Origin of the sequence: Microbacterium phycohabitans (assembly GCF_032464935.1) — a bacterium.
In the GTDB taxonomy this organism is placed as follows: Bacteria; Actinomycetota; Actinomycetes; order Actinomycetales; family Microbacteriaceae; genus Microbacterium; species Microbacterium phycohabitans.
This window is the reverse complement of the sequence record NZ_JAWDIT010000003.1, coordinates 82,205-106,520: the sequence shown is the minus strand read 5'-3', so window position 1 is coordinate 106,520 and position 24,316 is coordinate 82,205. Positions and strand designations below refer to the sequence as shown.

The following is a 24,316-nucleotide window of genomic DNA, read 5'->3' as shown; positions in this document are numbered from 1 at the left end:
CACGCGTCAGACGGTGGGGTCGGTCGACCTGCGCGGTTCGGGTGCCACGGTCGACGCGGTGCCGTTGTCGGCGGGACGCGGGACGTCGGAGGACTGCGCGGCCGCGACCTCGTCGTCGCGCTTCATCTCCTTCATCTCGCTCTTGAACACACGGGCCGACTGACCCATGCTCTTGGCGAGCGCGGGAAGCTTCGCCGCACCGAAGAGAAGGAGGATGACCGCGAGGACGACCAGCAGGTGCCATCCGGTGAGATTGCCGAGCATGGTGACTCCTCATCATTGTCGGGCGAGTCTCCAGTGTAACCCGCGTGCACGAGGGGTGATCCGACGCGCGGGGAAATCCCGGTAGCGGCCCCGTAGCCCGCCGGCCCGCCGCCCGGTCAGTCCCCGTCGGCGTACTGCGCCAGTCCCGCCGCGGCCCACGCTGCCGCGGCGCGTCTCGCGCCGAGGGGCTCCAGCAGCTCCACCTCTCCCCCGCGGCGGGCGGCGAGCCGTTTCAGGTTCTGCTCGTCGGCGAGGCGCAGGGATGCCACGGCGGTGTCGTCGTCGGCATCCTCGATCTCGGCGCGGTCGAGGTAGTCGGCCAGGAGGGGCGCCACCGCGCGCGGGAAGCGAAAACGCGCGACCACCTCGTCGTCGCCCGGCGCGAAGAGTTCCGGAACGGGGTCGGCGCCGTGCACGGCCGCGATGTCGGTGAGGGTCGGTTCGCCCACCCGGTCGAGGTGGAAGGTGCGCACGGCCTGGCGGAGGTGGTCCCAGCCCTGCAGGTACCACTGGCCGTTCGCGATGTGCACCTTGATCGGGTCGACGGTCCGAGACGCCGGGGCGGCACCCGGAGCCCGGTAGGTGAAGGTCACGGCGACGCGCTCGCGAAGGGCGCGGTCGACCACGTCGCGCACGCCGTCGACGGGCCCGGGCGCGACGATCACGGGCGGCGGGGCGGCGGCCGCTCCCCGGGCGAGCTTCTCGAGCAGGCCGGTCACCACGTCGCTGTCGCCCACGCCGGGCAGGCTGCGGGCGAGCTGGAGCCCGGCGAGCAGCGCCGCCGCCTCGCGGGCGGTCAGGCGCGGGGAGCGCTCGAGCCCGACCGTGTTGGTGATCGCGATGACGTCGTCGCGATCGAGCAGGTCCCAGTCGATGTCGAAGAGGTCGTGCGGCAGCTGCCAGTAGCCCCGTTCGCCCGGTAGTCCGATCACCGTGAGGCGTTCGACCATCGCGCGCATCTGCTCGGGCGCGACGTCGAACTCGGCGGCGGCCTCCGCGACGCTCACCTCGCCCTTGCCCAGCAGGTACGGCACGAGCTGCAGAAGGAGGGCCGCGCGATCGAGGGCGGCGATCGGACGGTCGGCTCCGGGGCGATCGGCGCTCATGCGGCCCCTCCGTGCCGTTCGAGGGTCGCCCGGAGGCGTCGGATCACCTCGGCGCGCAGGCCCGCGGGCTCCACCACGCGCACCTCGGGTCCGTAGGAGGCCAACTCGTCGGCGAAGACGTGCAGGTCGACGTAGGGCACGACGATGCCCTGCGGCGCCTGCTCCGCCCGCCGCGCCAGGCGCAGGGCGGCCTCGGTGCCCGGGTGCACCTCGAGCAGAGCCCGCTGGCGGGCGGCGACGTCGTTCAGTCCCCCGAGAGCGCGCTCCCCGGCCCCCTCGCGCAACGCGGGCGGGAACTTCTCGCGGGTGAGGGTCACGTCGCTGACGATGCGCGAGAGCAGGAAGGTGCGATCGGCGCCGACGTTCACGTCGAAGCCGTAGACGTGCCACCGCGCCTCGTACTCCACAAGAGCGAGAGGACGCAGGCGGCGCTCGCGAGGATGCGCGTCACCGGGGCGGAGGTACGTGAAGGTGACCGTGCGACACTGCTCGATCGCGCGCTGCACTGCACCGAAGGCGGCGTCTCGCACCCTGATGCGCGGGGCGTAGCCGATGATCGGCTCGTCGACGGCGATGCCCAGGGCGCGGATCTTGCGCAGACCGCTGCGCGCATCGACCGACAGCGACTCGCTCCCCCACACCCCGCCGGCGATGTTGAGCAGCGCGATCTCGGCGGGACTGAACGAGATGTCGGCGGGGAGGGCGTATTCGGCGGTCGGCACGCGATATCGCGCCTCGCGCAGGTCGTCGGGGTCGGCGCGGTTGCCGATCGTCTCGATCGGCACGCCCAGCCCGCGCAGGTTCTCTTTGTCGCGCTCGAACATCTTCTCGAGCGCGTCCTTCGAGGCCCCCGCTTCGAGCTGCTCGCGGTAGCCGGCCACCGACGACAGGATCGTGTCCTTCGTCAGGCCCTGCTCGGTCGCCATGAGCGCGACGACGAGGTTCACCAGACGCTCCTCGGGAGCGTTGCGGGAAGCGGCGGGCACCCGCCCATCCTAGGCCGGGGTCGGGCCCGAACCACCGAGACCGGCCCCCGCGCGCAGTGGCGGCGGTGGGCCGGTCTCGAAACGACGCGAGGGGTCGGACTCAGCCGATGGTGCCGAGGATGTCGACGACGTAGACCAGCGCGGTGTTCGCCGGAGCCTGCAGCGCCTGCTGGTCCGCCTGCGTCTGGTCGGCGGGCACGACGACGAGGATCTGCGAGCCGACCGGCTGTCCTTCGAGCGCCGAGGCGAGGGCCGGGGGCAGGGCGGAGACCGTCGCCTGCCCGGGGGCACCGTTCTTCCACGTGGAGGCGAAGGTGGTCTTCGCGCCCCATGCGACGCCCTGGACGTGGATGATCGCCGACGAGTCGGCGGTCAGCACGTCGCCGTCGCCCTTCTTGATGACCTGCGAACGGACCTCGGTCGGGGCGTCGCCGGCGGGGATCACGACGCCGGGCTGCCCGTCGGGTGCGCGCACGACGGAGGGCATGCCGGAATCGGCGTTGTACTGGTCGGCCCCGTCGGCGGCGGGCAGGAACACCTTGCGCACGTCGAAGACAAAGATGGCACCGTCGCCCTCGGTGACGCCGAGGGCCTTCGCCCCGTCGGCGCCGAGGTCGGAGCCCGGGATGGCCACGGCCACGCGCGAACCCTCGGCCACGCAGGTCATCAGCGGAGCGATCGACGGCACGGCCTGGGTGAGGCGCGGCAGCGGCGTCGCGGTCGAGAGGTCGGAGTCGTACTTCGTGGCGACGAGCTGCTCGCCGGTCGCCGCATCGAGCACCGTGACGTCGACGAGCGCGAGCTGCTTGTCGCTGGTGATGCGCTGCCCGTCGCCCGCGATCAGCGTGTCGGTGCCGGCCTCTTCCGGGAGGAAGGGCGAGCGCACCGTGACGGTGGGCGCCGAGCCGAGGTCGCCGGTCGCCTCGACGACCGACGCGATGCCGGCGTCGGTGGGGGTCGGGCACGACGAGGCGGCGGATGCCGAGCACCCGACGAGGCCGATTCCGGCCAGAGCGGTCACGGCAACGAGAGCGGGAAGTCTGCGCACCGGAACAGTTTAGGTGCTCCCGCGGCTCTCACCCGCCGCCCCACCTGGGGGCTCGCCCCGCATGCGCCGTCTCGACCGGAGGCGGACGAGACCCTCGCCCCGCGGGCGCGCTACTCCCCCGCGGGGGTCTCCTCGACGACCGCGGCCGCGCCCGCGACCGACTGGCGGACGCCCTCGGCCGACTTCTGCGCTTCGCGCACGCGTTTGCGCAGGTTCTTGTCGGTGATCTCGCGATCGCCCACGGCGCCCGGCGTCCACAGCTCCACGTCCTCGTCGCCGTAGCTCGACTTCGACGCGCGGCGCTTCACCTCGGGCGGGATCGCGCCCGGCGCGAGACGGCGCGCCGTGATGAGGAAGCCCGTGTGCGCGACCATGCGGTGGTCGGGGCGCACCGCGAGTCCCTCGACGTGCCAGCCGCGGACCATCGTCTCGCTGGCATCCGGTTCGGTGAACAGGCCCGTCGCGCGGATGTACTCCGCGACGCGGCTGAGCTGCGTGGCGGTGGCGATGTAGCAGAGCACCACGCCGCCGGGGGTGAGGGCGTCGGCGACGGCGTCGATGCACTCCCAGGGCGCGAGCATGTCGAGCACGACGCGGTCGACGGATGCCGGAGCCACGGCATCCGGGAGGCTCTCGACGAGGTCGCCGACGACGACCTCCCAGGTCGCGGGGTGCTCGCCGTGGAAGGTCTCGACGTTGGCGCGGGCCACGTCGGCGAACTCCTCGCGCCGCTCGAACGACAGCAGGCGGCCGGCCGGGCCGATCGCGCGCAGCAGCCACAGCGACAGGGCGCCCGAGCCGACGCCGGCCTCCACGACCGTGGCGCCGGGGAACACGTCGGCCTGGGCGAGGATCTGCGCGGCGTCCTTCGGGTAGACGATCGCCGCTCCCCGCGGCATCGACATGACGAAGTCGCGCAGCAGGGGGCGAACGGCCAGGTAGTCGTGGCCGGAGCTGTTGGTGACGACGCTGCCGTCGGGCTGGCCGACCAGGAGGGAGTGCTTCAGCACGCCGTTGTGGGTGTGCAGCTCGCCCGCCTCGCGCAGGGTGATCGTGTGCATGCGGCCCTTGGGTCCCGTCAGCTGCACGCGGTCGCCGATGCGGAAGGGTCCGCTCAGGTGGGGGGTCTCGCTCATCGGTTCGCTCGCGTTTCGGAGGGGCGGGTCGGGGTGTGCGCGCCGTGGAGGGCGCGGAGATCGGTGGCGGTGCGGCCCTCGAGGCTCGGCCAGAGGCTGTGCGCTCCGACGTCGTCGAGCGGCACCATCAGGGGCACGCCGAGCGCGACCGCACCGCTGGCGATCGCCGATCGCAAGCCGTTGGGGCTGTCTTCGATCGCGACGGTGGAGCGGATGTCGACGCCCAGGGCCTCGGCCGCCTGCAGGTATGGGTCGGGGTGGGGCTTGGGTCGCTCGACGTCGTCGCCGGCGACGACCACGTCGAAGGCGGGGAAGTCGATCAGGTCGGCGATCGAGAGCGCCATGCGCCGCATCGACATCGTCACCAGCCCGGTCTTGATCCCGTGCGCCTTGAGGTCGGCGAGCAGTTCGCGAGCGCCCGGACGGAACGGGACGCCCGTGCTCGCGAGCTGGCGCAGCACCTCGTCGGTCAGGTGCGCGATGATCTCGTCGACGCCCCACGGCACCCCTGCGTTCTGCAGCAGGCGCGCCGAGTCCTCGAGCGCGAGACCCACCATGCCCAGGGCCTGCTCGTGCGACCAGGTGCCCCCGAAGCGCTCGACCAGCGGCACCTCGGCAGCCATCCAGTAGGGCTCGGTGTCGACCAGGGTGCCGTCCATGTCCCAGAGGACCGCAGCGAGGGCGGAAGAAGTCATCGTTCCATCTTATGGAAGGCGCGGCTCCTCCCCGCGCCCGGGGGGACGGCGGGTCCGACCGCCCGCGCACGGGTGCGCCTATCCTGGAACGAAGCCCCGACGGGGCAGAGGAGGTTGCGTGGACGCACTGGGTCGCCGGATCATCGTGGCCGCTTTCGACGGCTGGAACGACGCCGGAGAAGCCGCGTCCGCGGCCGCGGCGCTTCTGCGCGCCGACGCGGAGTACGAGGTCGTGCACACGGTCGACCCCGAGCTGTACTTCGACTATCAGTACACGCGCCCCCAGATCGGCCTGGATGCCGAGGGGCGGCGGACGCTCACCTGGCCCGAGGCGAAGCTGCTGCGTCCGACCGAGCGGTCGGGCGATGCGGAGATCTGGCTGCTGGTGGGCGTGGAGCCCGCGCGCGCCTGGCAGGCGTTCGCGGCGGAGTTCATCGACGTCGCCCTGCGCGAGGACGTCACCGGTTTCGTCGCGCTCGGCTCGATGATGTCCGACGTGCCGCACACGCGGCCGATCTCGGTCTTCGCCGGCAGCGACAACGACGGCGTGCGGCAGTCGCTCGGGCTCGAGCGGAGCCTGTACGAGGGCCCCGTCGGCATCCTGAGCGCCATCGGTCACGCGTCGGAGCAGGTCGGTATCCCGACGGCGAGCCTGTGGGCCAGCGTCCCGCACTACGTCGCGGGGCACACCCCCTCGCCCAAGGCCACGCTCGCGCTCCTCGAGAAGCTCGAGGCGATCACCGGGATCACGGTTCCGCGCGGCGATCTCGAAGCCGAGTCGCGCCAGTGGGAGGCATCGATCGACGCCGCCGCGGCCGACGACGAGGAGATGAGCGACTACATCCGTCAGCTCGAGCAGACCCGCGACACGTGGGACTCGCCCGAGGCCTCGGGGGATGCCATCGCCCAGGAGTTCGAGCGGTACCTGCGCCGCGGGGGCGAGGGTCCCACGAAGCCCGGTCGCGACGACCCGCCGCGCCGCTAGGCGGCGCCGGCCGGCGCGCGCGGTCGGTCGGAAGGTGACTCCGTCCGACGAAGACACCGGACGCCCGGACACGACGACGGCGCCGGTCCCTTCGACAGGATCGGGGACCTCCCATCCGATGCGAGGCGGCTGAGCCCGACGAAGCCACCGGGCGCCCGGACACGACGACGGCGCCGCCCCGCTCGGGACGGCGCCGTCGTAGCATCCGGGATCAGCTGGTCATGACCGTCGACACCGCGGGGATGACTCCGGTCAGCAGCAGGACGATGATCAGCAGGCCCAGCGCGATGCGGTAGATCACGAACGGCAGGAAGCTGCCGCGCTTGAGGTACTGCATGAGGAACGCGATGACGAGGTAGCCCACGACGAACGCGATGACGGTCGCGATGGCCGTCTCGCCGAGGGTGTAGGGGCCGGTGCCCTCGTCGAAGCTCTTGTACAGCTCGAACAGACCGCTCGCGAAGACCGCGGGCACGGCCAGCAGGAACGAGTACTCGGCGGCGGCGGTGCGCTTGTAGCCGAGGGCGCGGCCGAGCGTGGTGGTCGCCCCCGAGCGCGAGACGCCCGGCACGAGCGCGAGCGCCTGGGCGAAACCGTAGGCGATGCCGTGCGGGTACGTCAGGTCGTCGAGGTCGCGACGGCGCTTGCCGTAGTGGTCGGCGAGACCCAGCAGGATGCCGAAGACGATGAGCACCACCGCGGTGATCCAGAGGCTCCGGAAGTTGTCGCGGATGAGGCTCTGCAGCAGAACGCCGAGCAGCGCGATGGGGATCGTGCCGATGATGACCAGCCAGCCCATGCGGGCGTCGGGGTCGTTGCGCGGCACCTTGCCGCTGAGCGAGAGGAACCAGCGCGAGATGACACGGCCGATCTTCTTGCGGAAGTAGATCAGCACGGCCAGCTCCGTGCCGATCTGCGTGATCGCGGTGAACGTCGCGCCCGGGTCGGTCTGCGAGGGGAGGAACTCCCCCACGATGCGCAGGTGGGCGCTGGAGGAGATGGGGAGGAACTCGGTCAGGCCCTGGACGAGCCCGAGGATGATGACCTCGAAGATATGCATGCGGTCCTTCAGTACGTCCGGAGGAGGTCGGCGAGAACACGTCGACCGAACTCGAGCGCGTCGACGGGGACGCGCTCGTCGACACCGTGGAACATCCCGGTGAAGTCGAGACCGGCGGGAAGTCGCAACGGTGCGAATCCGTAGCCGGAGATTCCGAGGGTCGACAGCGCCTTGTTGTCGGTGCCGCCTCCCATGAGGTACGGCACGACGGGTACGCCGGGGTCGTGACGGCCGAGCTGCGCGACCATGGCGTCGACCAGGACGCCCGAGAAGGGCACCTCGAGACCGATGTCCTGGTGCACGATCTCGATCTCGACGCCGTCGCCGACGATGCGGCGGATGTCGTCGAGGGCGGCCTGCTCCGTGCCGGGCAGCACGCGCACGTCGATGAGCGCCTCCGCGCGGTCGGGGATGACGTTGTGCTTGTACCCGGCGGTCAGGCCCGTGGGATTGGTCGTCGTGCGCAGCGTGGACCGGATGAAGCTGGATGCCGCGCCCGTGCGCTTCGCGAGAGTGTCGGGATCGCCCGCGTCGTCACCCGTGATGTCGGCGAGGCCCGCCAGGAGCGCACGCGTGGTGTCGGTGAGTCGGACGGGCCATTCGGTGCGACCGAGGGCCGCGACGGCCTCGGCGAGTCGGGTGACGGCGTTGTCGGCGTGCAGACCGCTGCCGTGTCCGGCCCGCCCGCGGGCGACGAGCTTGATCCAGATGAGGGCCTTCTCCCCGACCTGCAGCAGGTAGGCGCGGCGGTCGCCGACGGCGATCGAGTAGCCGCCGACCTCGCTGATGGCCTCGGTGGCGCCGGCGAACCACTCGGGGCGGTCCTTCACGACGCGCGCCGAGCCCTCGACGCCGCCGTTCTCCTCGTCGGCGAAGAACGTCACGATCACGTCGCGCTCGGGCTGCTCCCCCGCGCGCAGCAGATCGGCGACGGAGGTCAGGATCATGGCATCCATGTCCTTCATATCGACCGCTCCGCGGCCCCACAGGATGCCGTCGCGGATCTCTCCCGCGAAGGGATCGACGCTCCAGTCCTCGGCGACGGCGGGCACCACGTCGAGGTGTCCGTGCAGGATCAGTGCCGGCTTGTCGCGGTCGCGACCCGGCACGCGGGCGCAGACGTTGGTGCGGCGCTCGACGGGCTCGTAGTACGCCGCGTCGAGCCCAAGGCCCTCGAGGTAGGCCCCGACGTACTCGGCCGCCTCGCGCTCGCCGTTCGCGCGCCCTCCGCCGTAGTTCGAGGTGTCGAAGCGGATGAGGTCGGATGCGATGCGGGCGACCTCGGGGACGTCGGTTTCGAGCTCGGGCATGCGCACTACGGTACCGGCGGCCGGGGCGCTCCCCCGACGCACGTCGTCACGAGAGGGGCGCGGCGCGCGAGGGTGGCCGGGTGGGGACGCGCCCGGGCGTCGCCGTCGGTTAGAGGCGGGGCCCGGGGCATGGTAATGTCGTTCCTCGTTGCGAAAGTGACAAACACCCAGATGCGCGGGTGGCGGAATAGGTAGACGCGCTAGCTTGAGGTGCTAGTGCCCGTATAGGGCGTGGGGGTTCAAGTCCCCCCTCGCGCACACATGAGAAAGACCCCCGGGGTTCATCCCCGGGGGTCTTTCTCGTTGCTGCGGGAGCGGGAGGGCTTGCAACCCGTGCGGGGTCGAACCCGCACCGCCGACGGTTCCGCGCGCGTGCGATCTCCCGATCCGTCCGGGGCCGGGTCGGCACCGCCGGAGGCTCCGCGAACCGTGACGCCGCAGAAACACCGGTGTGACATGGCGCGCTTAGCGTCGAGGCGTTCCCCCGGCAGATCGGATCACGCATGGCTCGCTTCCACGTCCCCACCATCGACATCTCGGCGTGGGTGGGTCCGGGCTCGCCGGACGCGCGTGCGGCGGTCGTCGCGGCCGTCGACCACGCGTGTCGCACGGTGGGGTTCATGCAGATCGTGGGGCATGGCATCCCGAACGTGGTCATCGACGACCTGCAGCAGGGCCTGGACGACTTCTTCGCGCTGCCCCTGGAGGCGAAGAAGAAATACGTTCGCCCCGGCGGGGAGAACCGCGGGTACAGCCCGCCGAAGAGCGAGTCGCTCAGCTACAGCCTGGGAGTCGACCCGGTCACACGCATGAACGACTTCTTCGAGGCGTTCAACGTGGGGACGTCGTGGCGCGAGTATCCGGGCACGACGGCGACCGCCGAGGACTACGCGGAGAACACCTGGCCCGACGACACCGCCGGCTTCGAACCCGCCGTCACGACCTACTACGACGAGGCGCGTCGGGTGGCGCAGACCCTCACCCGCATCTTCGCCGCGGCCCTACGGGTGCCGGACGACTTCTTCGGCGACGTCACCGACCACTCGATCGACGTGCTGCGCATGAACAACTACGCCCTGCCGCCGGGCTCGATCGAGCTCGGGGCGGAGCTGACGGGCATGGGAGAGCACACCGACTTCGGGCTCGTGACCGTGCTATGGGCGGACCGGGTCGCGGGGCTGCAGGTGCTGGGGCTCGACGGGTCGTGGAACGACGTCTCGCCGGCCGAGGGCGCCCTGCTGGTGAATCTCGGAGATGTGGCCGCCCGACTGACGAACGACAAGTGGCTGTCGACCCTGCACCGGGTGAAGCCCCCGGTGATCGACGGCACGATCGAGCGGCGCCGGTCCGCGGCGTTCTTCCACGACGGCAACGCGGATGCCGTGATCGCCCCGCTCCCGGGATTCGTCTCGGCCGACTCGCCGGCGCTGTACGAGCCGGTCACGGTGCGCGAGCACATCACCGCGAAGCTCGCCGGTTCGCGCGCCGGCCGGAAGAACGTCGGTGCGGTGCGCGAGGCCGCACGGGTGGCCGCGGCCGAGCGGGGCTGACCCGGGGTCCGGCGCGGGCCCGACGCCTGCGCCGAGGCGCGGCGCGTCGGGCCCGCGGGGATCAGGCCGCCGAGACGCCGAACAGCAGACCCAGCACGTAGGTCACCGCGGCCGCGCCGAAGCCGATCGCGAGCTGGCGCAGACCGCGCTTGAGCGGCGAGGCGCCCGAGAGCAGACCGACCATCGCTCCGGTGGCGATCAGCGCGATGCCGACGAGGCCGAGAGCGAGCGCCACGGCGCCGAAGCCGCTCATGCCGAAGATCCACGGCAGCACGGGGATGATCGCGCCCGAGGCGAAGAACAGGAAGCTCGACAGCGCCGCGCCCCACGCGCTGCCCACGACCTCGTGCGACGACTCCCCCGGAGCCGCGGCGACCGGGGCGCTGCCGGCCTGGGCGGCGGTGACGACCTCGCGCGCCTTGTCGAGAGCGGCGTCGGAGTCCATCCCGCGCGTGCGGTACACGAGGGCGAGCTCGTTGGCATCCAGGTCGAGGTGGGGAAGGGCGGAGTCGGCGAAGTCGCTCTCCTCGGTGGCCTCGAGCAGCTCGCGCTGCGAGCGGACCGAGACGAACTCGCCGGCGCCCATCGACAGCGCGCCCGCGAGCAGCCCCGCGATGCCGCTGAACAGCACGAAGCTGGGCGCCACGCCGGTGGCGCCCACACCCATCACGAGGGCGAGGTTGGAGACGAGGCCGTCGTTCGCGCCGAAGACGGCGGCGCGGAAGGTTCCGGACAGGCGACGACGGCCGCGGGCGGCGAGGCCGCGCACGACCTCGTGGTGCACGCGCTCGTCGGCGGCCATCGCGGCGGTGGCGTAGGGCTCGTCGGCGTAGGGCGAGCGGGCTTCGGCGTTCTGCGCGAGGGCGAGAACGAAGATCGAGCCGAAGCGGCGGGCCATCCACGCCAGCAGGCGCGTGCCGATCCCGGGCGCGGGCAGCCGCTTGGGCGTCTCGCCCAGCAGGTCGATCCAGTGCTGCTCGTGCCGGCCCTCGGCCTCGGCGAGCTCGAGCAGGATGTCGCGTTCCTCACCCGTTCGACGGGAGGCGAGCTCGCGGTACACGCGGGCCTCGGCGCGTTCGTCGACGAGGTAGCGCGCCCATCGACGGCGATCGCGGGCGGTGGGTGTGGCGGAGGTCGTCACGGGGGCTCCTTCGGGTCGTCCCCACCGTAATGAGGGGGAATCCCTCCCCCGGGCGCGTCGGTCGATACTGCCAGCATTTCGGGGCTCCGAAGCCCGGAAAGACGCGGATCCCGCGGGCGGGATGCCAGCGTTTCGGCGGCGCGAAAGTGCCGGGTTCCGCTTCACCGGTCCGCGGCGTCGGGGCGTCCGGTTCGAGGAGTGCACGTGACGGCGGAGCACGCCGATGCGCGCCTCCAGCTTCCCGGCGTCGGGGCGTCCGGTTCGAGGAGTACACGCGACGGCAGAGCACGCCGATGACGGCTCCCCGACGTCGAGGCGTCCGGTTCTAGGAGTGCACGCGACGACGGAGCACGTCGATGCGCGCCTGCAGCTGCGCGACGGTGGCGTGCGAGACGGCGGGACCACCGCACAGGCGTCGGAGCTCGGCGTGGACCAGACCGTGCGGCTCACCGGTCTGGCGGGCGTACAGCCCGACCATCGTGTTGAGCAGCTGGCGCTGTTCCTTGAGCGTCCGGTGCAGGGGGCCGGGCAGCCCACCCTCGTCGACCGACGGCGGCTCGACCCCGCTCTCCTTCTCGCTCGCCTCGCGCGTCGAACGGTGCCGCGACTGCCGCGTGGCCCGCGACATGAGCACCTCGTGCACCTGCTCGGGCTCGAGAAGACCCGGGATGCCGAGGAACTCCTCCTCCTCGATCGTCCCGGGCACCGCGAGCTGACCGAACTCCTGTCCGTCGAACAGCACCCGATCGAAGTGGGCGAGGGACCCCAGCGCCTGGTACTCGAACTCCTGCTCGAGCGCGTCGGACGCCTTGTCCTCGCGCTCGGCGGCATCCATCATGTCTTCTTCGGCGTTCCACTGGTCTTCCGCGTCGCTGTCGCGGTCGAGGGCGTGGTCGCGCTGCGCCTCCATCTCGCCGGCGAGGGCGAGCAGCTGCGGGACGTTGGGCAGGAACACGCTCGCGGTCTCACCGCGACGACGTGCGCGCACGAAACGCCCGATGGCCTGGGCGAAGAACAGCGGGGTCGAGGCGCTCGTGGCGTAGACGCCGACGGCGAGGCGCGGCACGTCGACACCTTCCGACACCATGCGCACGGCGACCATCCACCGGGTCGTGCCCTTCGAGAACGTCTCGATGCGGCCCGAGGCCTCGGCCTCGTCGGAGAGCACGACGGTGACCTTCTCGCCGCTGATGTCTTCGAGGATGGCGGCGTACGCGCGCGCGGCGGTCTGGTCGGTCGCGATGACCAGGCCCCCGGCATCCGGGACCGTCTCGCGCACCTCGGTGAGGCGGCGGTCGGCCGAGCGCAGCACGGCGGGGATCCAGTCGCCGTTGGGGTCGAGCGCGGTGCGCCAGGCCTGCGAGGTGATGTCCTTGGTGTTGTCCTGGCCGAGCTGGGCCTCCATCTCCTCGCCCGCCTTGGTGCGCCAGCGCATCTGACCGGCGTAGACGAGGAAGAAGACGGGGCGCACGACGCCGTCGTCGAGGGCGCGGCGGTAGCCGTAGGCGTAGTCGGTGCGCGAGAGGCGGATGCCCTTGGAGTTGGGGTGGTACTCCACGAACGGGATGGGCGCAGTGTCGCTGCGGAAGGGCGTTCCCGACAGCAGCAGGCGGCGAGTCGCTCGACTGTAGGCCTCGCGGAGGGCGTCGCCCCAGCTGAGCGCGTCGCCGCCGTGGTGCACCTCGTCGAGGATGACCAGGGTCCGCGCATCCATCGTCAGGCGCTGGTGCACCTCGGCCTTGACCGCGACCTGGGCGTAGGTGACCGCGACGCCGTGATACTGCCGCGAGGGCGTGGCGTGACGGTTGGAGAAGAACGGATCGAGCCGGATGCCGACTCGCGCGGCCGCCTCGGCCCACTGGGTCTTGAGGTGCTCGGTGGGGGCCACGACCACGATGCGGTCGACCACGCGGCGGCGCATGAGCTCGGACGCGAGGCGGAGCGCGAACGTCGTCTTACCGGCGCCGGGGGTCGCGGCGGCGAGGAAGTCGCGGGGGCCCTTGCCGATGCCGTCGGGTCCGTCGGACCCGAAGTACTGATCGAGCGCCTCGGCCTGCCAGGCGCGCAGGCGCTGCGCGGTGCCCCACGGCGCGCGCTGCGGGAACGACGGCGAGAGGTGCTCGGCGGCGAAGGAGCCGAAGTGCGGCTCGGTGCCGTCCACCGCGCCGTCGAAGGCCGGGTCGGGCGTCGCCCCCGGGGCGGGGTCGTCGGCGACGGGTGCGGTGGCGTGGGACGGATCGATCGGGGCGGATGCCGAGGGGGCGGGTTCGGGGAGCGCGTCGGAGGGCGGGGCGACGGGGGTGTGTGCCGCGGGGCCGGGACCGGCGACAGGACCGGGACTCGCCACCGGGCCGGGGCTCGCGAAAAGGCCAGGGCTTGCCACCGGGCCAGGGCTCGCGACCGGACCAGGGCTCGCCACCCGACCAGGGCTCGCCACCCGACCAGGGCTCGCCACCGGGCCGGGACTCGCCACCCGGCCGGGACTCGCCACCGGACCAGGGCTCGCGACCGGGCCGGGACTCGCGATGCGGGGCGCGGTCTCGGCATCCGTCTGCCGGAGGTTTGGGGTGCGGGCTTCTTCTTCCAGCATCGAACCTCCATCCCTCGCGAGCGCGAACATCAACGATAGGCGACCTCGGAGTGCGACATGCCCGGGCTGGGGACGGTTCCCCCGCATCACCGGCGATAAACGCGATTCATGCGGAGAAACGCGGGCACGCGGCGTTCATCGGCACAAATGGCGTTTATCCGACGGCCGAGGCGGAAGGAGCCGCGAGCGGCTCTGCTGACGACCGCGGCGCCCCGTCGGCGCGCGCCTTCGCGCCCCACCCGCCGGGACGTTCCGGCCGGTCGAGCGTGCGTCGCCCGGCATCCCACCTTGCCGTGTCGGAAGCCGGGGGTACCGTGGAGGACGGAGGTTTCGATGACTCTCGATCCGCACTCGCCCCGCACCTCGCCCACGCCCGACAACGCCGGTCCCCACCCGTGGCGCCGCTTCGTCGCCCTGGGGGACTCGTTCACCGAGGGCATCGGCGACCCGTTGCCCGACGGCGGTCATCGCGGCTGGGCCGACCGCGTCGCCGAGGTGCTCGGTGCGCAGGTCGACGACTTCGCCTACGCCAACCTCGCCGTGCGCGGCAAGCTCATCGCGCAGATCGTCGCCGACCAGATCGAGCCCGCCCTGGCGCTCAAGCCCGACCTCATCACGATCTCGGCCGGCGGCAACGACGTCATCCGCCCGGGCAGCGACCCCGACGCGGTCTCGCGGCAGTTCGAAGACGCCATTGCGCGGCTACGCAGCGGAGGGGCCACCGTCGTGGTCTTCACGGCGATCGACACCGAGTTCACGCCGGTGTTCCGCAACATCCGGGGAAAGGTCGCGATCTACAACGAGAACATCCGCTCGATCGCCGACCGCTACGACTGCGTCGTCGCCGACCAGTGGGGACTGAAAGAGGTGCAGGACATGCGCTTCTTCGACGACGACCGGCTGCACTACAACTCCCTGGGTCACCACGAGGTCGCCCGCATGGTGCTGCGCGCCCTCAACGTCCCCAACGACCTCGAACCGATGCAGGCCGAAACCCAGGCGATCATGACCTGGCGCGCCGCCCGCGAGAAGGACTTCGTGTGGGCGCGCGAGTACCTCGTGCCGTGGGTGCTGCGGCGCCTCCGCCATCAGTCGTCGGGCGATCACATCCAGCCGAAACGTCCGGAGCCGCTCCCCGTCGTCACCCTCGCCCCGGGCCAGGATGCCGCGGGCTCCCGCGAGACGCAGGTCTGAGGCCGGGGCAGGTCTGAGGCCGGGGCAGGTCTGAAGCCGACGCACGACGCGACCGACGGCCCACACCGACACCCGAACCCGCACCGACGACTCGCACCCGCGACCGACGACCGGCTCGGTGCCCTCGCGCCGCGACCTGACCGCACGTCGGCGCCGGGGCCGCGTCGTCGTGCCGCACGCGAGGGCGGATTCGGCGATCCGCTCGGGCGACCCCCGCGCCCTCCCCCGCCTCAGCCCCGTCGGCCGCGCCCGAGTTCCCACAGCGCCACCGCGCTCGCCGCGGCGACGTTGAGCGAGTCCACTCCCCCGGCCATCGGGATCGTCACGACGGTGTCGGCCGCGGCGAGCGCTCCGCGGCTGAGGCCGTCGCCCTCCGCGCCGAGCAGCAGGGCGACACGGTCGTGGTTCGCGGCCGAGAAGGCGTCGAGCGTGAGGGCATCGTCCGACAGGGCGAGAGCGGCCAGGTGGAAGCCGGCGTCGTGCAGGAGGGGCGTGGCATCCGTCCATTCGGGAAGCCGCGTCCACGGCACCTGGAACACCGTGCCCATGCTCACCCGTACGCTCCGGCGGTAGAGGGGATCGGCGCAGCGCGGGGTCACGAGCACGGCGTCGGCGCCGAGGGCCGCGGCCGAACGGAACGCCGCGCCGATGTTGGTGTGATCGACGATGTCTTCGAGCACGACGACCAGCCGTGCGTCGCGTACGACGTCGGCGACGGATGCCAGGGCCGGGCGATGCATGGAGGCCAGGAGCCCCCGGTGCACGGTGTACCCCGTGACCCGCTCGGCGATCTCGGCGGGGACGACGTAGACCTCGGCGTCGTCCCCCACGAGGGCGAGCGCGTCGGCGAGGAACTTCTCCTGCACGAGCACGGACCGCGGGCGGTGTCCCGCGCGCAGGGCCCGGTCGAGCACCTTCGACGATTCCGCGATGTACAGCCCGCCCGCGGGCTCGGTCACCCGGCGCAGCGAGACGTCGGTGAGGTCGCGGTAGTCGGCGAGGCGCGGGTCGTCGGCGGAGTCGAGCGGGATGACGGGCATCGTCCCATCGTGCCAGCCCCGCGTCGGCGCGCGCCCCGAGCCTCAGGTGCGCGCATCGGACGTCCCGGCCACCGGGCCGCCGGCGATCCCGTCCGGGTTTCTCGGGCGCTCACCCGTCGGGACCCCCGCCCGCCCCACCGCGCGCGGGCCGGGGCGTCGGCGCCCCGCCGTAGGATCGATACGACGGAGGTGCGCATGACCGACACGACGGAGGATGCCGGGTTCTCGGCATCCATCGATCGGGCCGTCGAGGTGCTCGCGGGCCGCCGTGTGGCGGTGCTGACCGGCGCCGGGGTCTCCACCGACTCGGGCATCCCCGACTACCGCGGCAAGGGCGCGCCCACGCGGACGCCGATGACGGCGCAGCAGTTCCTGGCGAGCGCCGAGGCGCGCCGGCGCTACTGGGTGGGCAGTCATCTCGGCTGGAAGGTGTTCGCGGCGGCCGAGCCCAACGGCGGTCACCGCGCCCTCGCGGCGCTCGAGGCCGCCGGGGTGGCCAACGGCGTCGTGACGCAGAACGTCGACGGCCTGCACGTGCGGGCCGGCAGCGGCCGGGTGGTGGAGCTGCACGGCACGATGCGCCGGGTGGGCTGCCTGCACTGCGGGCAGGTGTTCGACCGGCGCGATCTGGCCGAGCGCGTCGAGGCCGACAACCCGTGGATCAGCCTGCCCGAGAACGTCGAGCTCGGACCCGACGGCGACGTCACCCCGGCGTCGGCCGACGGGTTCGTCGTGCCGGTGTGCTCGGTGTGCGGGGGCACGCTCAAGCCCGATGTCGTCTTCTTCGGCGAGTACATCCCCGTCGAGAGGTTCCGCGAGGCCGAGCAGCTCGTGCACACCAGCGAGGCGCTCGTGGTCGCGGGGTCGTCGCTCGTGGTGAACAGCGGCATCCGTCTCGTCGAGCGGGCACGGCGGAAGCGCCTGCCGGTGGTCATCGTGAATCGCGGGGAGACCCGCGCCGATCAGCGCGCGAGCGTGAAGATCGACGGCAGCACGACCGAGGTGCTGCAGGCGTTCGCCGAGCGGTTGCCGGGACTGCTCTGACGCGGAGGCCGCGCGGGGAGACCTGCCGTGCGTCGGCCACGGGATCACGGAACCCTCGCCGTGCGCCGCCGGTTAGGCTCGAACGGTGACGATCCTGACTCTTGTGCGACACGGTGAGACGGCCTGGAACTTCGGGGGCCGCATCCAGGGCTCGACCGACATCCCCCTCAACGACACGGGCCGCATCCAGGCGCAGGGCATCGCCGAGACCCTCGCGGCCGAATACGCCGGACGTGAGGTCGTCGTGGTCTCGAGCGACCTGTCGCGCGCGGCCGAGACGGCGGATGTGATCGCCGCCGCCCTGGGAACCACCGTCAGCCGACGGATGCCGGGACTGCAGGAACGCTCCTACGGCGACGCCGAGGGAATGGACGCCCCGACCTTCTATGACACCTACGGTCCGTGGCACGCGGCCGACGTGCCCGGCGCCGAGGCGTGGCCGGTGGTGCGAGAGCGCGCTCTCGCCGCGATCGCCGAGGTCATCGCCGAGACCCCCGACGACGTCGACGTGATCGCGGTCGCGCACGGCGCACTCATTCGCGAGGTCATCATGCACGCCACCGATGGCGAGTTCCCTCGCGAGGGCGAGCGTCTGCCGAACTGCTCGGCGACGACGTTCCGCCTCGACGGCGACGCCTGGGAGATGCTCGCGTACGCGGGGGTCGCGGGCTAGATCCGCGATCGCGGGTCGCGGTGGCTTCGACAGGCTCAGCCACCTCCCCCGGACCCCAGGTCCCTGAGCCCGTCGAAGGGACCGGAACACCCCCGGCGGCTTCGACAGGCCCGGCCACCTGGCATCGCACCGCTCGACGACCTCGCGCGGGAGCGCGGCTCAGCCGGCCCGCGCGACCAGCGAGCGCGCGTGCCGCAGGATCGGCTCGTCGATCATGCGCCCCTCGAAGCGGAACGCGCCGCCCTCGGCCTCGGCGAGCACGCCGTGCGCCCACCGCAGCTGTTCGGCCGTGGGCGCATACGCCGCCCGGATCGTCTCCACCTGACCCGGGTGGATGCACGCGGTGGCCGCGAACCCCGAGGCCGCGGCATCCTGGGCTTCGGCGGAGAGACCCTCGAGGTCGCCGATGTCGACGTGGACGGCGTCTATCGCGCGTTTGCCGAAGGCCCCCGCGGCCAGCAGCACGCGCGCACGGGCGAGGCGGGCGACGTCGCGGTAGGTGGCGTCGGCGAACCGGCTGGAGGTGCCGCCGAGGCTGGCGACGAGGTCTTCGGCGCCCCACATGAGCGCGACCACCTGGGGCACGGCGGCGAGCTGCTCCGCCTGCACGACCCCGCGGGCGGTCTCGCAGAGCGCGATGACGTCGTACCCCTCGAGAGGGGCGAGGGATGCCGGGTCCTCGGCCTTGGCGACCATCACGGTGCGGACGCGGGTGTGCGCCAGCGCCGCGAGATCGCGGGCGAAGTGCTCGGTCTCGGGCCCGTTGACCCGCACGATGACGCGATCGGGATCGGGGTCGGCCGCGATCATCGCCTCGCGGGCGACGGTCTTGGCGTGCCCGGCCACGGCGTCCTCGAGGTCGAGGATCGCGGCATCCGCCCGGTCGAGGGCCTTCGACAGCCGCTCGGGACGATCACCGGGGACGAACAGCAGCGCCGGCCCCAGGGCGAACGGACGCGTGCCGGCGCGCGAGTCGGGGTGCGCGCCGCTCACGCGCGTCGCCCCTCGACCGGCCCGGCCGTCGGGACACTGCCCCGGCTCGCCGCGCTCACGCCGCCGGCTCCTGCGCCCATACCAGCACCGTGCGCGTCGCCGTGGCCACGACCTCGTCGTTCTGCGAGAGCCCGGTGTGCGCCATGACGACGACCCCCTGACCGGGTCGGGATGCCGAGGGCCGCACCGAGACGATCTCGGTCTCGGCCGTGAGGGTGTCGCCCACGAACAACGGCGCGGGGAAGCTCACGTCGGTGAGCCCCAGCTGCGCGACCAGCGTGCCCTGGGTCAGCTGGCCCACCGAGAGTCCGACGAGGGTGGCCAGCGTCCACATCGAGTTCACCAGCGGCCAGCCGAAGGGCTGCGTCGCGGCGTACGCGGCGTCGAGGTGCAGCGCCTGCGGGTTCATGGTGAGGGTGGTGAACAGCACATTGTCGGCATCGGTGACGGTGCGACCGGGACGGTGCGCGTATCTCTCGCCGACGACGAACTCCTCCAGAAACAGGCCGCGCTGCTCGATCATGCCGCTACGGTACCGGTGAGCCCCAGCGCGCGCGAGATCACCATGAGCTGCACCTCGGTCGTGCCCTCGCCGATCTCGAGGATCTTCGAGTCGCGGTAGTGCCGCGCGACGGGGTACTCGTTGATGAAGCCGTTGCCGCCGAACACCTGCGTCGCATCGCGCGCGTTGGCCATCGCGGCGTCGCTGGCCGTCATCTTGGCCACCGCGGCATCCACCGAGAAGGGCTTCCCCGCGTCGCACAGGCGCGCGGCGTGCACCCACGCCAGGCGCGCCGTGTGCACGCGGGCGTGCATGCGCGCGAGGAGGAACTGCATGCTCTGCCGGGTCGACAGGGGCTCGCCGAACACCGTGCGGCTGCGGGCGTAGTCGACGGCCGCTTCGAGGCATCCCTCGGCCGCGCCCGTCGCGAGGGCGGCGATCGCGACGCGACCCTCATCGAGGGTGCGCAGGAAGTTCTTGAAGCCGTGGCCGCGCTCGCCGAGGAGATTCTCCTCGGGAACCCGCACCCCGTCGAAGGTGAGCGGGTGGGTGTCGGAGGCGTTCCAGCCGACCTTGTCGTAGGCGGGGCCGACGGTGAAGCCCGGCGTGCCGTTGGGGACGATGATCGTCGAGATCTCGGGCCGCCCCGCCTCGGAGCGCCCGGTGACCGCGGTGACGGTGACGAAGCGGGTGATGTCGGTGCCCGAGTTGGTGATGAATTGCTTCGACCCGTCGATCACCCACTCCCCGCCCTCGAGACGGGCCGTCGTTCGCGTGGCGCCGGCGTCGCTGCCGGCCTCCGCCTCGGTCAGCCCGAACCCGGCGAGCGCGCGACCCGCGACGAGGTCGGGCAGGTACTGCGCCTTCTGCGCGTCGGTGCCGTAGCGGTAGATCGGCATGGCGCCCAGGCCCACTCCCGCTTCGAGGGTGATCGCCATCGACTGGTCGACGCGCGCGATGCCCTCGATCGCGACGCAGAGGCTCGCGTAGTCGCCGCCCTGCCCGCCGACCTCCTCGGGGAACGGCAGGCCGAACAAGCCGATCTCGCCCATCTGCTCGACGAGGTCGAGGGGGAGTTCGTGCGCGCGGTCGGCCTCGTAGGACCGCGGGGCGATCACTTCGTCGGCGAATTCGCGCACCATCGCGCTCAGTTCGCGCTCGTCGTCGGTGAAAGCCTGCTGGCTGTCGATGCTCACGGGTGGGTCTCCTCGGGGGATGGGGTGGGGGCGGATGCCGGCGAGGCGGCGGAGGAGGCTGAGCTCGTCGAAGCCTCCGGCACCTGCGCGGCGGGGGTACCGGTCCCTTCGACAAGCTCAGGAACCTGGGCGGCGGAGGAGGCTGAGCTCGTCGAAGCCTCCGGCACCTGCGCGGCGGGGGTCACGGTCGCGACCACCGCGTCGCGGGCGACCTGCGCGCCCGTCGCCGTGCGCAGGCGCACGGTGCCGGCGTGTGGGGCCACCACCGTGTGCTCCATCTTCATCGCCTCGATCGTGACGAGCCGGGCGCCGGCCTCGACGGTGTCGCCGTCGGCGACGTGCACGGCGACCACGGTGCCGGGCAGCGGGGCGAGGAGGTCGGGGGCGACGACCCCGGGCGCGCGGCCCGCGGCGGTTCGGCGACGCGCGGCGGCCGCCCGACGAGAGACGAGACGCAGCCGGTGCGCTCCCCCATCGGCGTGCACCCAGTACTCGACCGGACCACCCGTCACGGGGGCGTCACCCTCGGCCGGTGCGACGGCGTACACCTGCCCGGCGTCGTCTTCCAGCGCCACCGTGCGAGAAGACTGCGCTCCCCCGGCCCGCCAGGCCCCGACGCGACCCCACACCGAGCCGTTCGCGGGGGGCGCGGCATCCACGACCTTTCGCGCCACCGCGGCGAGCGCGGCCGGCGACGGTTCCGGCGTCGCGGGAGTTTCCCGTCGATCCAACAATCCCGTGTCGAGGTCGCCCGCGCGGACGGCCGGTTCGGCGAGCAGCGCGCGAAGATCCGCGATGTTCGTGTCGACGCCGAGCACGACGGTCTCGGCGAGCGCGGCGTCGAGCCGGGACAGGGCGGTCTCGCGGTCGGGCCCGTGGGCGATGACCTTCGCGATCATGGGGTCGTACAGCGCGCTGATGACGCTCCCCGTCTCGACGGCACTGTCGACGCGGGCGGATCCCGGATGCCAGAGGGTCACGGTCCCGGTGGCGGGAAGGTAGCCGCGCGACGGCGTCTCGGCGTACACGCGTGCCTCGATCGCGTGTCCGTCGAGGCGGATCTCGCCGACGTCGAGCGGGTGACCCGCCGCGACCCGCAGCTGCTGCTCGACGAGGTCGATACCGGTGATCATCTCGGTCACGGGGTGCTCGACCTGCAGGCGCGTGTTCATCTCGATGAAGAAGGGCTCGTCGAGCCGGTCTCCCGCGACGAGGAACTCGACGGTGCCCGCCCCGAGATAGCCGACGCTGCGCGCGGCGGCGACCGCGGCCTCGCCGAGACGTTCACGGGTGACGGCATCCACGACGGGCGAGGGCGCTTCCTCGATCACCTTCTGATGCCGCCGCTGCAGGGTGCATTCGCGCTCGCCGAGGGAGATCGTCGTGCCGTGCGCATCGGCGAGCACCTGCACCTCGATGTGCCGGGGGCGCTCCAGCAGCCGCTCGAGCAGCAGGGTGTCATCGCCGAAGGCCGCTGCGGCGACCCGGCGGGCGGTGGCGAGCGCGTCGGCGAGGTCGTCGGGTCCGGTGGCCACGGTCATGCCCTTACCGCCCCCACCGGCGGAAGGCTTGACGAGCAGGGGGTATCCGGCGCGGTCGGCCTCGGCGGCGATGTCGTCGTCGCTCAACCCCGTCGCCGAGAAGCCCGGCACGGTCGGCACGTCGTGCGCCGCGACGTGCTCCTTGGCGCGGATCTTGTCGCCCATCACCTCGAGGGCCTCGACCCCCGGGCCGACGAAGACGACGCCGGCCGCGGCGCAGGCGCGGGCGAAGCCGGCGTTCTCGCTGAGAAAGCCGTAGCCGGGGTGCACGGCATCCGCCCCCGACGACACCGCCGCGGCGACCACCGCGTCGACGTCGAGGTACGAGGGCACCCGCACGGCCCGGTCGGCATCGCGCACGTGGGGGGCGTCGGCATCCGCGTCGGTGAAGACGGCGACCGAGCGGATGCCGAGACGCCGCAGCGTCCGGAACACCCGGCGCGCGATCTCACCGCGGTTGGCGACGAGAACGGAGGAGAACGGGGGAACGCTCATGATCACATCCGGAAGAGGCCGAAGCCCCGGTCGGCCAACGGCACCCGGCTGACGACGTCGAGAGCGAGCCCGAGCATCGTGCGCGTGTCGGCGGGGTCGATCACACCGTCGTCCCACAGGCGGGCGGTGGCGTAGTACGGGTCGCCCTGCTCGTCGTAACGGGCGCGGATGGGCTCCTCGAACGCGCGCTGCTCGGCATCCGTCCACTCCTCACCCCGTGCGGCGCGCTGGTCGCGCTGGACCGTGGAGAGGACGGATGCCGCTTGCGCCCCGCCCATGACCGAGATGCGGCTCGCGGGCCAGGTCCACAGGAACCGCGGGTCGTAGGCGCGACCGCACATCGCGTAGTTGCCGGCGCCGTAGGAGCCCCCGACGAGGACGGTGAGCTTGGGCACGCGGGTGGTGGCGACGGCGGTGACCATCTTGGCGCCGTCTTTCGCGATGCCCCCGGCCTCGGCGTCACGACCGACCATGAACCCGGTGATGTTCTGCAGGAACAGCAGGGGGATGCCGCGCTGATCGGCGAGTTCGATGAAGTGCGCGGCCTTGAGGGCCGACTCGCTGAAGAGCACGCCGTCATTGGCGATCACGGCGACCGGGTGTCCGTGCAGGCGCGCGAAGGTGGTGATGACGCTCTCGCCGTAGAGGGCTTTGAACTCGTGCAGGGAGTCGGCGTCGACGAGGGTGTCGATGATCGCGCGCATGTCGACGGGCTGCGCGACGTCCACCGGGACGATGTCGTAGAGCTCCTGCGGGTCGCGCGCGGGTCCCGCGGGCTCCTCGACCTGCCACACCGGCGCCGGCGTCGGCGGGAGGGTCGCGACGATGTCGCGCACGATCTCGAGGGCGTGCTCGTCGTCGTCGGCGAGGTGGTCGACGACTCCCGAGCGGCGGGCGTGCAGGTCGCCGCCGCCGAGCTGTTCGGCGGTGACGTCCTCCCCGATCGCGGCCTTCACCAGCGGCGGACCGCCGAGGAACACCGTGCCCTGGTTCCGCACGATCACGCTCTCGTCGCTCATCGCCGGCACGTACGCGCCCCCCGCGGTGCACGAACCCATGACAGCGGCGATCTGCGGGATGCCGCGCGCCGACAGCTGCGCCTGATTGCGGAAGATGCGGCCGAAGTGGTCGCGGTCGGGGAACACCTCGTCCTGCATCGGCAGGAACGCCCCACCCGAGTCGACGAGGTAGACGCACGGCAGGCGGTTGTCGAGGGCGATCTCCTGCGCGCGCAGGTGCTTCTTCACGGTGAGGGGGAAGTAGGCGCCGCCCTTCACCGTGGCGTCGTTGGCGACGACCATCACGTGGCGCCCATGCACGAGGCCGATGCCGGCGACGACCCCTGCGGCGGGGGCTCCGCCGTCGTAGAGCCCGTGGGCGGCGAGGGGGGCGACCTCGAGGAAGGGGCTGCCCTCGTCGAGCAGGCGATCGATGCGCTCGCGCGCGAGGAGCTTTCCGCGGGCCGTGTGGCGGTCGCGCGCGGCGTCGGATCCCCCGCGGGCCGTGCGCGCGAGGGTGTCTCGGAGGGCGGCGGCCAGGCTCGCCTGGGTGACCGGGGCCTCAGCGGGCGCGTCGGCGGCGCGGGGGGTCGCGGCGTCGGCGCGGGGTGGCGCGGCGTCGGCGCGGGGAGTCGCGGCGTCGGCGCGGGGTGGCGGCGCGGCGTCCCCGCGGACTCCGGGGGCTGTTCCGGTGAGCGGTGTCGTGCTCATGGCGGCTCCGTCCGGGGCCGGCGGCGTCGCCGGCCCCTCGATTCGAGATGGGATGCGT

Annotated in this window: 21 protein-coding genes and 1 tRNA gene; 6 read left to right on the top strand and 16 right to left on the bottom strand. The window is 72.4% G+C overall.

Annotation, left to right across the window (positions count from 1 at the left end; genetic code table 11):
- Positions 1-6 precede the first annotated feature (6 nt).
- The 6 genes from tatA to RWH44_RS09075 all read right to left on the bottom strand — a co-directional run bounded on the left by tatA (position 7) and on the right by RWH44_RS09075 (position 5,235).
- Positions 7-264 (bottom strand): Sec-independent protein translocase subunit TatA, encoded by a 258-nt coding sequence (tatA, locus tag RWH44_RS09100; protein WP_298872969.1) that lies wholly within the window; start codon positions 262-264, stop codon positions 7-9.
- 116 nt (positions 265-380) lie between these two features.
- On the bottom strand, positions 381-1,370 hold the full coding sequence (locus RWH44_RS09095; protein ID WP_316004342.1) for a helix-turn-helix transcriptional regulator: 990 nt from the start codon (positions 1,368-1,370) through the stop codon (positions 381-383).
- Positions 1,367-2,296 (bottom strand): helix-turn-helix transcriptional regulator, encoded by a 930-nt coding sequence (locus RWH44_RS09090; protein WP_437127287.1) that lies wholly within the window; start codon positions 2,294-2,296, stop codon positions 1,367-1,369. The genes RWH44_RS09095 and RWH44_RS09090 overlap by 4 nt, the downstream gene beginning before the upstream one ends.
- 160 nt (positions 2,297-2,456) lie before the next feature.
- Complete coding sequence (locus RWH44_RS09085; protein ID WP_316004341.1) at positions 2,457-3,404, bottom strand: FKBP-type peptidyl-prolyl cis-trans isomerase; 948 nt, start codon at positions 3,402-3,404, stop codon at positions 2,457-2,459.
- Between the two features lie 110 nt (positions 3,405-3,514).
- The gene (locus RWH44_RS09080) at positions 3,515-4,540 is read right to left on the bottom strand and encodes a tRNA (adenine-N1)-methyltransferase (protein WP_298872975.1); all 1,026 of its coding nucleotides are present in this window, start codon (positions 4,538-4,540) and stop codon (positions 3,515-3,517) included.
- Positions 4,537-5,235 carry an HAD family hydrolase gene (locus RWH44_RS09075; RefSeq protein ID WP_316004340.1) on the bottom strand — a complete coding sequence of 233 codons (699 nt, stop codon included), beginning with the start codon at positions 5,233-5,235 and terminating at the stop codon, positions 4,537-4,539. The genes RWH44_RS09080 and RWH44_RS09075 overlap by 4 nt, the downstream gene beginning before the upstream one ends.
- Positions 5,236-5,353: 118 nt before the next feature.
- Here RWH44_RS09075 and RWH44_RS09070 point away from each other — a divergent pair, with 118 nt between their 5' ends.
- Positions 5,354-6,220, top strand: a complete 867-nt coding sequence (locus RWH44_RS09070) for a PAC2 family protein (RefSeq protein WP_316004339.1) — start codon at positions 5,354-5,356, stop codon at positions 6,218-6,220.
- 211 nt (positions 6,221-6,431) lie between these two features.
- On the opposite strand, the gene RWH44_RS09065 is transcribed toward RWH44_RS09070, so the two are convergent.
- Both RWH44_RS09065 and RWH44_RS09060 read right to left on the bottom strand, forming a co-directional pair.
- Positions 6,432-7,280, bottom strand: a complete 849-nt coding sequence (locus tag RWH44_RS09065) for an undecaprenyl-diphosphate phosphatase (RefSeq protein ID WP_298872978.1) — start codon at positions 7,278-7,280, stop codon at positions 6,432-6,434.
- An 8-nt stretch (positions 7,281-7,288) separates the two neighbouring features.
- Positions 7,289-8,590 (bottom strand): M20/M25/M40 family metallo-hydrolase, encoded by a 1,302-nt coding sequence (locus tag RWH44_RS09060; RefSeq protein ID WP_316004338.1) that lies wholly within the window; start codon positions 8,588-8,590, stop codon positions 7,289-7,291.
- 173 nt (positions 8,591-8,763) lie between these two features.
- Between RWH44_RS09060 and RWH44_RS09055 the strand changes: the two genes are divergently transcribed.
- Positions 8,764-8,848: transfer RNA gene (locus tag RWH44_RS09055), tRNA-Leu, on the top strand.
- Positions 8,849-9,093: 245 nt separating this feature from the next.
- Positions 9,094-10,140: an isopenicillin N synthase family dioxygenase gene (locus RWH44_RS09050; RefSeq protein WP_316004337.1), complete on the top strand. Its 1,047-nt coding sequence runs from the start codon at positions 9,094-9,096 to the stop codon at positions 10,138-10,140.
- A 61-nt stretch (positions 10,141-10,201) separates the two neighbouring features.
- Here the strand turns inward: RWH44_RS09050 and RWH44_RS09045 are convergent, their stop codons facing one another.
- Together RWH44_RS09045 and RWH44_RS09040 are read right to left on the bottom strand one after the other, a co-directional pair.
- The gene (locus tag RWH44_RS09045) at positions 10,202-11,281 is read right to left on the bottom strand and encodes a VIT1/CCC1 transporter family protein (RefSeq protein ID WP_316004336.1); all 1,080 of its coding nucleotides are present in this window, start codon (positions 11,279-11,281) and stop codon (positions 10,202-10,204) included.
- 325 nt (positions 11,282-11,606) lie between these two features.
- Complete coding sequence (locus RWH44_RS09040; RefSeq protein ID WP_298873158.1) at positions 11,607-13,442, bottom strand: DEAD/DEAH box helicase; 1,836 nt, start codon at positions 13,440-13,442, stop codon at positions 11,607-11,609.
- Positions 13,443-14,204: 762 nt separating this feature from the next.
- On the opposite strand from RWH44_RS09040, the gene RWH44_RS09035 reads away from it, so the two are divergent.
- Positions 14,205-15,065: an SGNH/GDSL hydrolase family protein gene (locus RWH44_RS09035; RefSeq protein WP_316004335.1), complete on the top strand. Its 861-nt coding sequence runs from the start codon at positions 14,205-14,207 to the stop codon at positions 15,063-15,065.
- Positions 15,066-15,295: 230 nt separating this feature from the next.
- Here RWH44_RS09035 and RWH44_RS09030 read toward each other — a convergent pair whose 3' ends face one another.
- Positions 15,296-16,105 carry a TrmH family RNA methyltransferase gene (locus tag RWH44_RS09030; RefSeq protein ID WP_316004334.1) on the bottom strand — a complete coding sequence of 270 codons (810 nt, stop codon included), beginning with the start codon at positions 16,103-16,105 and terminating at the stop codon, positions 15,296-15,298.
- A gap of 195 nt (positions 16,106-16,300) precedes the next feature.
- Between RWH44_RS09030 and RWH44_RS09025 the strand changes: the two genes are divergently transcribed.
- Together RWH44_RS09025 and RWH44_RS09020 are read left to right on the top strand one after the other, a co-directional pair.
- Entirely contained in the window at positions 16,301-17,149 is an 849-nt protein-coding gene (locus RWH44_RS09025) for a Sir2 family NAD-dependent protein deacetylase (protein WP_316004333.1), read from the top strand.
- 85 nt (positions 17,150-17,234) lie between these two features.
- The gene (locus RWH44_RS09020; protein WP_298872988.1) at positions 17,235-17,822 is read left to right on the top strand and encodes a histidine phosphatase family protein; all 588 of its coding nucleotides are present in this window, start codon (positions 17,235-17,237) and stop codon (positions 17,820-17,822) included.
- Between the two features lie 159 nt (positions 17,823-17,981).
- Here the strand turns inward: RWH44_RS09020 and RWH44_RS09015 are convergent, their stop codons facing one another.
- Genes RWH44_RS09015 through RWH44_RS08995 form a run of 5 tightly spaced genes read right to left on the bottom strand, consistent with a single transcriptional unit; the run spans position 17,982 to position 24,258 of the window.
- Positions 17,982-18,815, bottom strand: coding sequence for an HpcH/HpaI aldolase/citrate lyase family protein (locus RWH44_RS09015; protein ID WP_298872990.1), 834 nt, complete (start codon positions 18,813-18,815; stop codon positions 17,982-17,984).
- Positions 18,816-18,870: 55 nt separating this feature from the next.
- Positions 18,871-19,338, bottom strand: coding sequence for a MaoC family dehydratase (locus RWH44_RS09010; RefSeq protein WP_316004332.1), 468 nt, complete (start codon positions 19,336-19,338; stop codon positions 18,871-18,873).
- A complete protein-coding gene (locus tag RWH44_RS09005) occupies positions 19,335-20,513 on the bottom strand; it encodes an acyl-CoA dehydrogenase family protein (RefSeq protein WP_316004331.1) in 1,179 nt (392 codons plus the stop codon). The genes RWH44_RS09010 and RWH44_RS09005 overlap by 4 nt, the downstream gene beginning before the upstream one ends.
- Positions 20,510-22,549 carry an ATP-binding protein gene (locus RWH44_RS09000; RefSeq protein ID WP_316004330.1) on the bottom strand — a complete coding sequence of 680 codons (2,040 nt, stop codon included), beginning with the start codon at positions 22,547-22,549 and terminating at the stop codon, positions 20,510-20,512. Before RWH44_RS09000 ends, RWH44_RS09005 begins: the two co-directional genes overlap by 4 nt.
- A gap of 2 nt (positions 22,550-22,551) precedes the next feature.
- The gene (locus RWH44_RS08995) at positions 22,552-24,258 is read right to left on the bottom strand and encodes a carboxyl transferase domain-containing protein (RefSeq protein WP_316004329.1); all 1,707 of its coding nucleotides are present in this window, start codon (positions 24,256-24,258) and stop codon (positions 22,552-22,554) included.
- Positions 24,259-24,316 lie beyond the last annotated feature (58 nt).

What these genes read in the sequence shown, in the direction of transcription:
- RWH44_RS09050 (WP_316004337.1), top strand. Translation starts at nt 9,094, where the DNA reads ATGGCTCGCTTCCACGTCCCCACCATCGACATCTCGGCGTGGGTGGGT.
- RWH44_RS08995 (WP_316004329.1), bottom strand. Translation starts at nt 24,258, where the DNA reads ATGAGCACGACACCGCTCACCGGAACAGCCCCCGGAGTCCGCGGGGAC.
- RWH44_RS09010 (WP_316004332.1), bottom strand. Translation starts at nt 19,338, where the DNA reads ATGATCGAGCAGCGCGGCCTGTTTCTGGAGGAGTTCGTCGTCGGCGAG.
- RWH44_RS09075 (WP_316004340.1), bottom strand. Translation starts at nt 5,235, where the DNA reads ATGACTTCTTCCGCCCTCGCTGCGGTCCTCTGGGACATGGACGGCACC.
- RWH44_RS09060 (WP_316004338.1), bottom strand. Translation starts at nt 8,590, where the DNA reads ATGCCCGAGCTCGAAACCGACGTCCCCGAGGTCGCCCGCATCGCATCC.
- RWH44_RS09090 (WP_437127287.1), bottom strand. Translation starts at nt 2,296, where the DNA reads ATGGCGACCGAGCAGGGCCTGACGAAGGACACGATCCTGTCGTCGGTG.
- RWH44_RS09080 (WP_298872975.1), bottom strand. Translation starts at nt 4,540, where the DNA reads ATGAGCGAGACCCCCCACCTGAGCGGACCCTTCCGCATCGGCGACCGC.
- RWH44_RS09030 (WP_316004334.1), bottom strand. Translation starts at nt 16,105, where the DNA reads ATGCCCGTCATCCCGCTCGACTCCGCCGACGACCCGCGCCTCGCCGAC.
- RWH44_RS09095 (WP_316004342.1), bottom strand. Translation starts at nt 1,370, where the DNA reads ATGAGCGCCGATCGCCCCGGAGCCGACCGTCCGATCGCCGCCCTCGAT.
- RWH44_RS09025 (WP_316004333.1), top strand. Translation starts at nt 16,301, where the DNA reads ATGACCGACACGACGGAGGATGCCGGGTTCTCGGCATCCATCGATCGG.
- tatA (WP_298872969.1), bottom strand. Translation starts at nt 264, where the DNA reads ATGCTCGGCAATCTCACCGGATGGCACCTGCTGGTCGTCCTCGCGGTC.
- RWH44_RS09000 (WP_316004330.1), bottom strand. Translation starts at nt 22,549, where the DNA reads ATGAGCGTTCCCCCGTTCTCCTCCGTTCTCGTCGCCAACCGCGGTGAG.
- RWH44_RS09035 (WP_316004335.1), top strand. Translation starts at nt 14,205, where the DNA reads ATGACTCTCGATCCGCACTCGCCCCGCACCTCGCCCACGCCCGACAAC.
- RWH44_RS09065 (WP_298872978.1), bottom strand. Translation starts at nt 7,280, where the DNA reads ATGCATATCTTCGAGGTCATCATCCTCGGGCTCGTCCAGGGCCTGACC.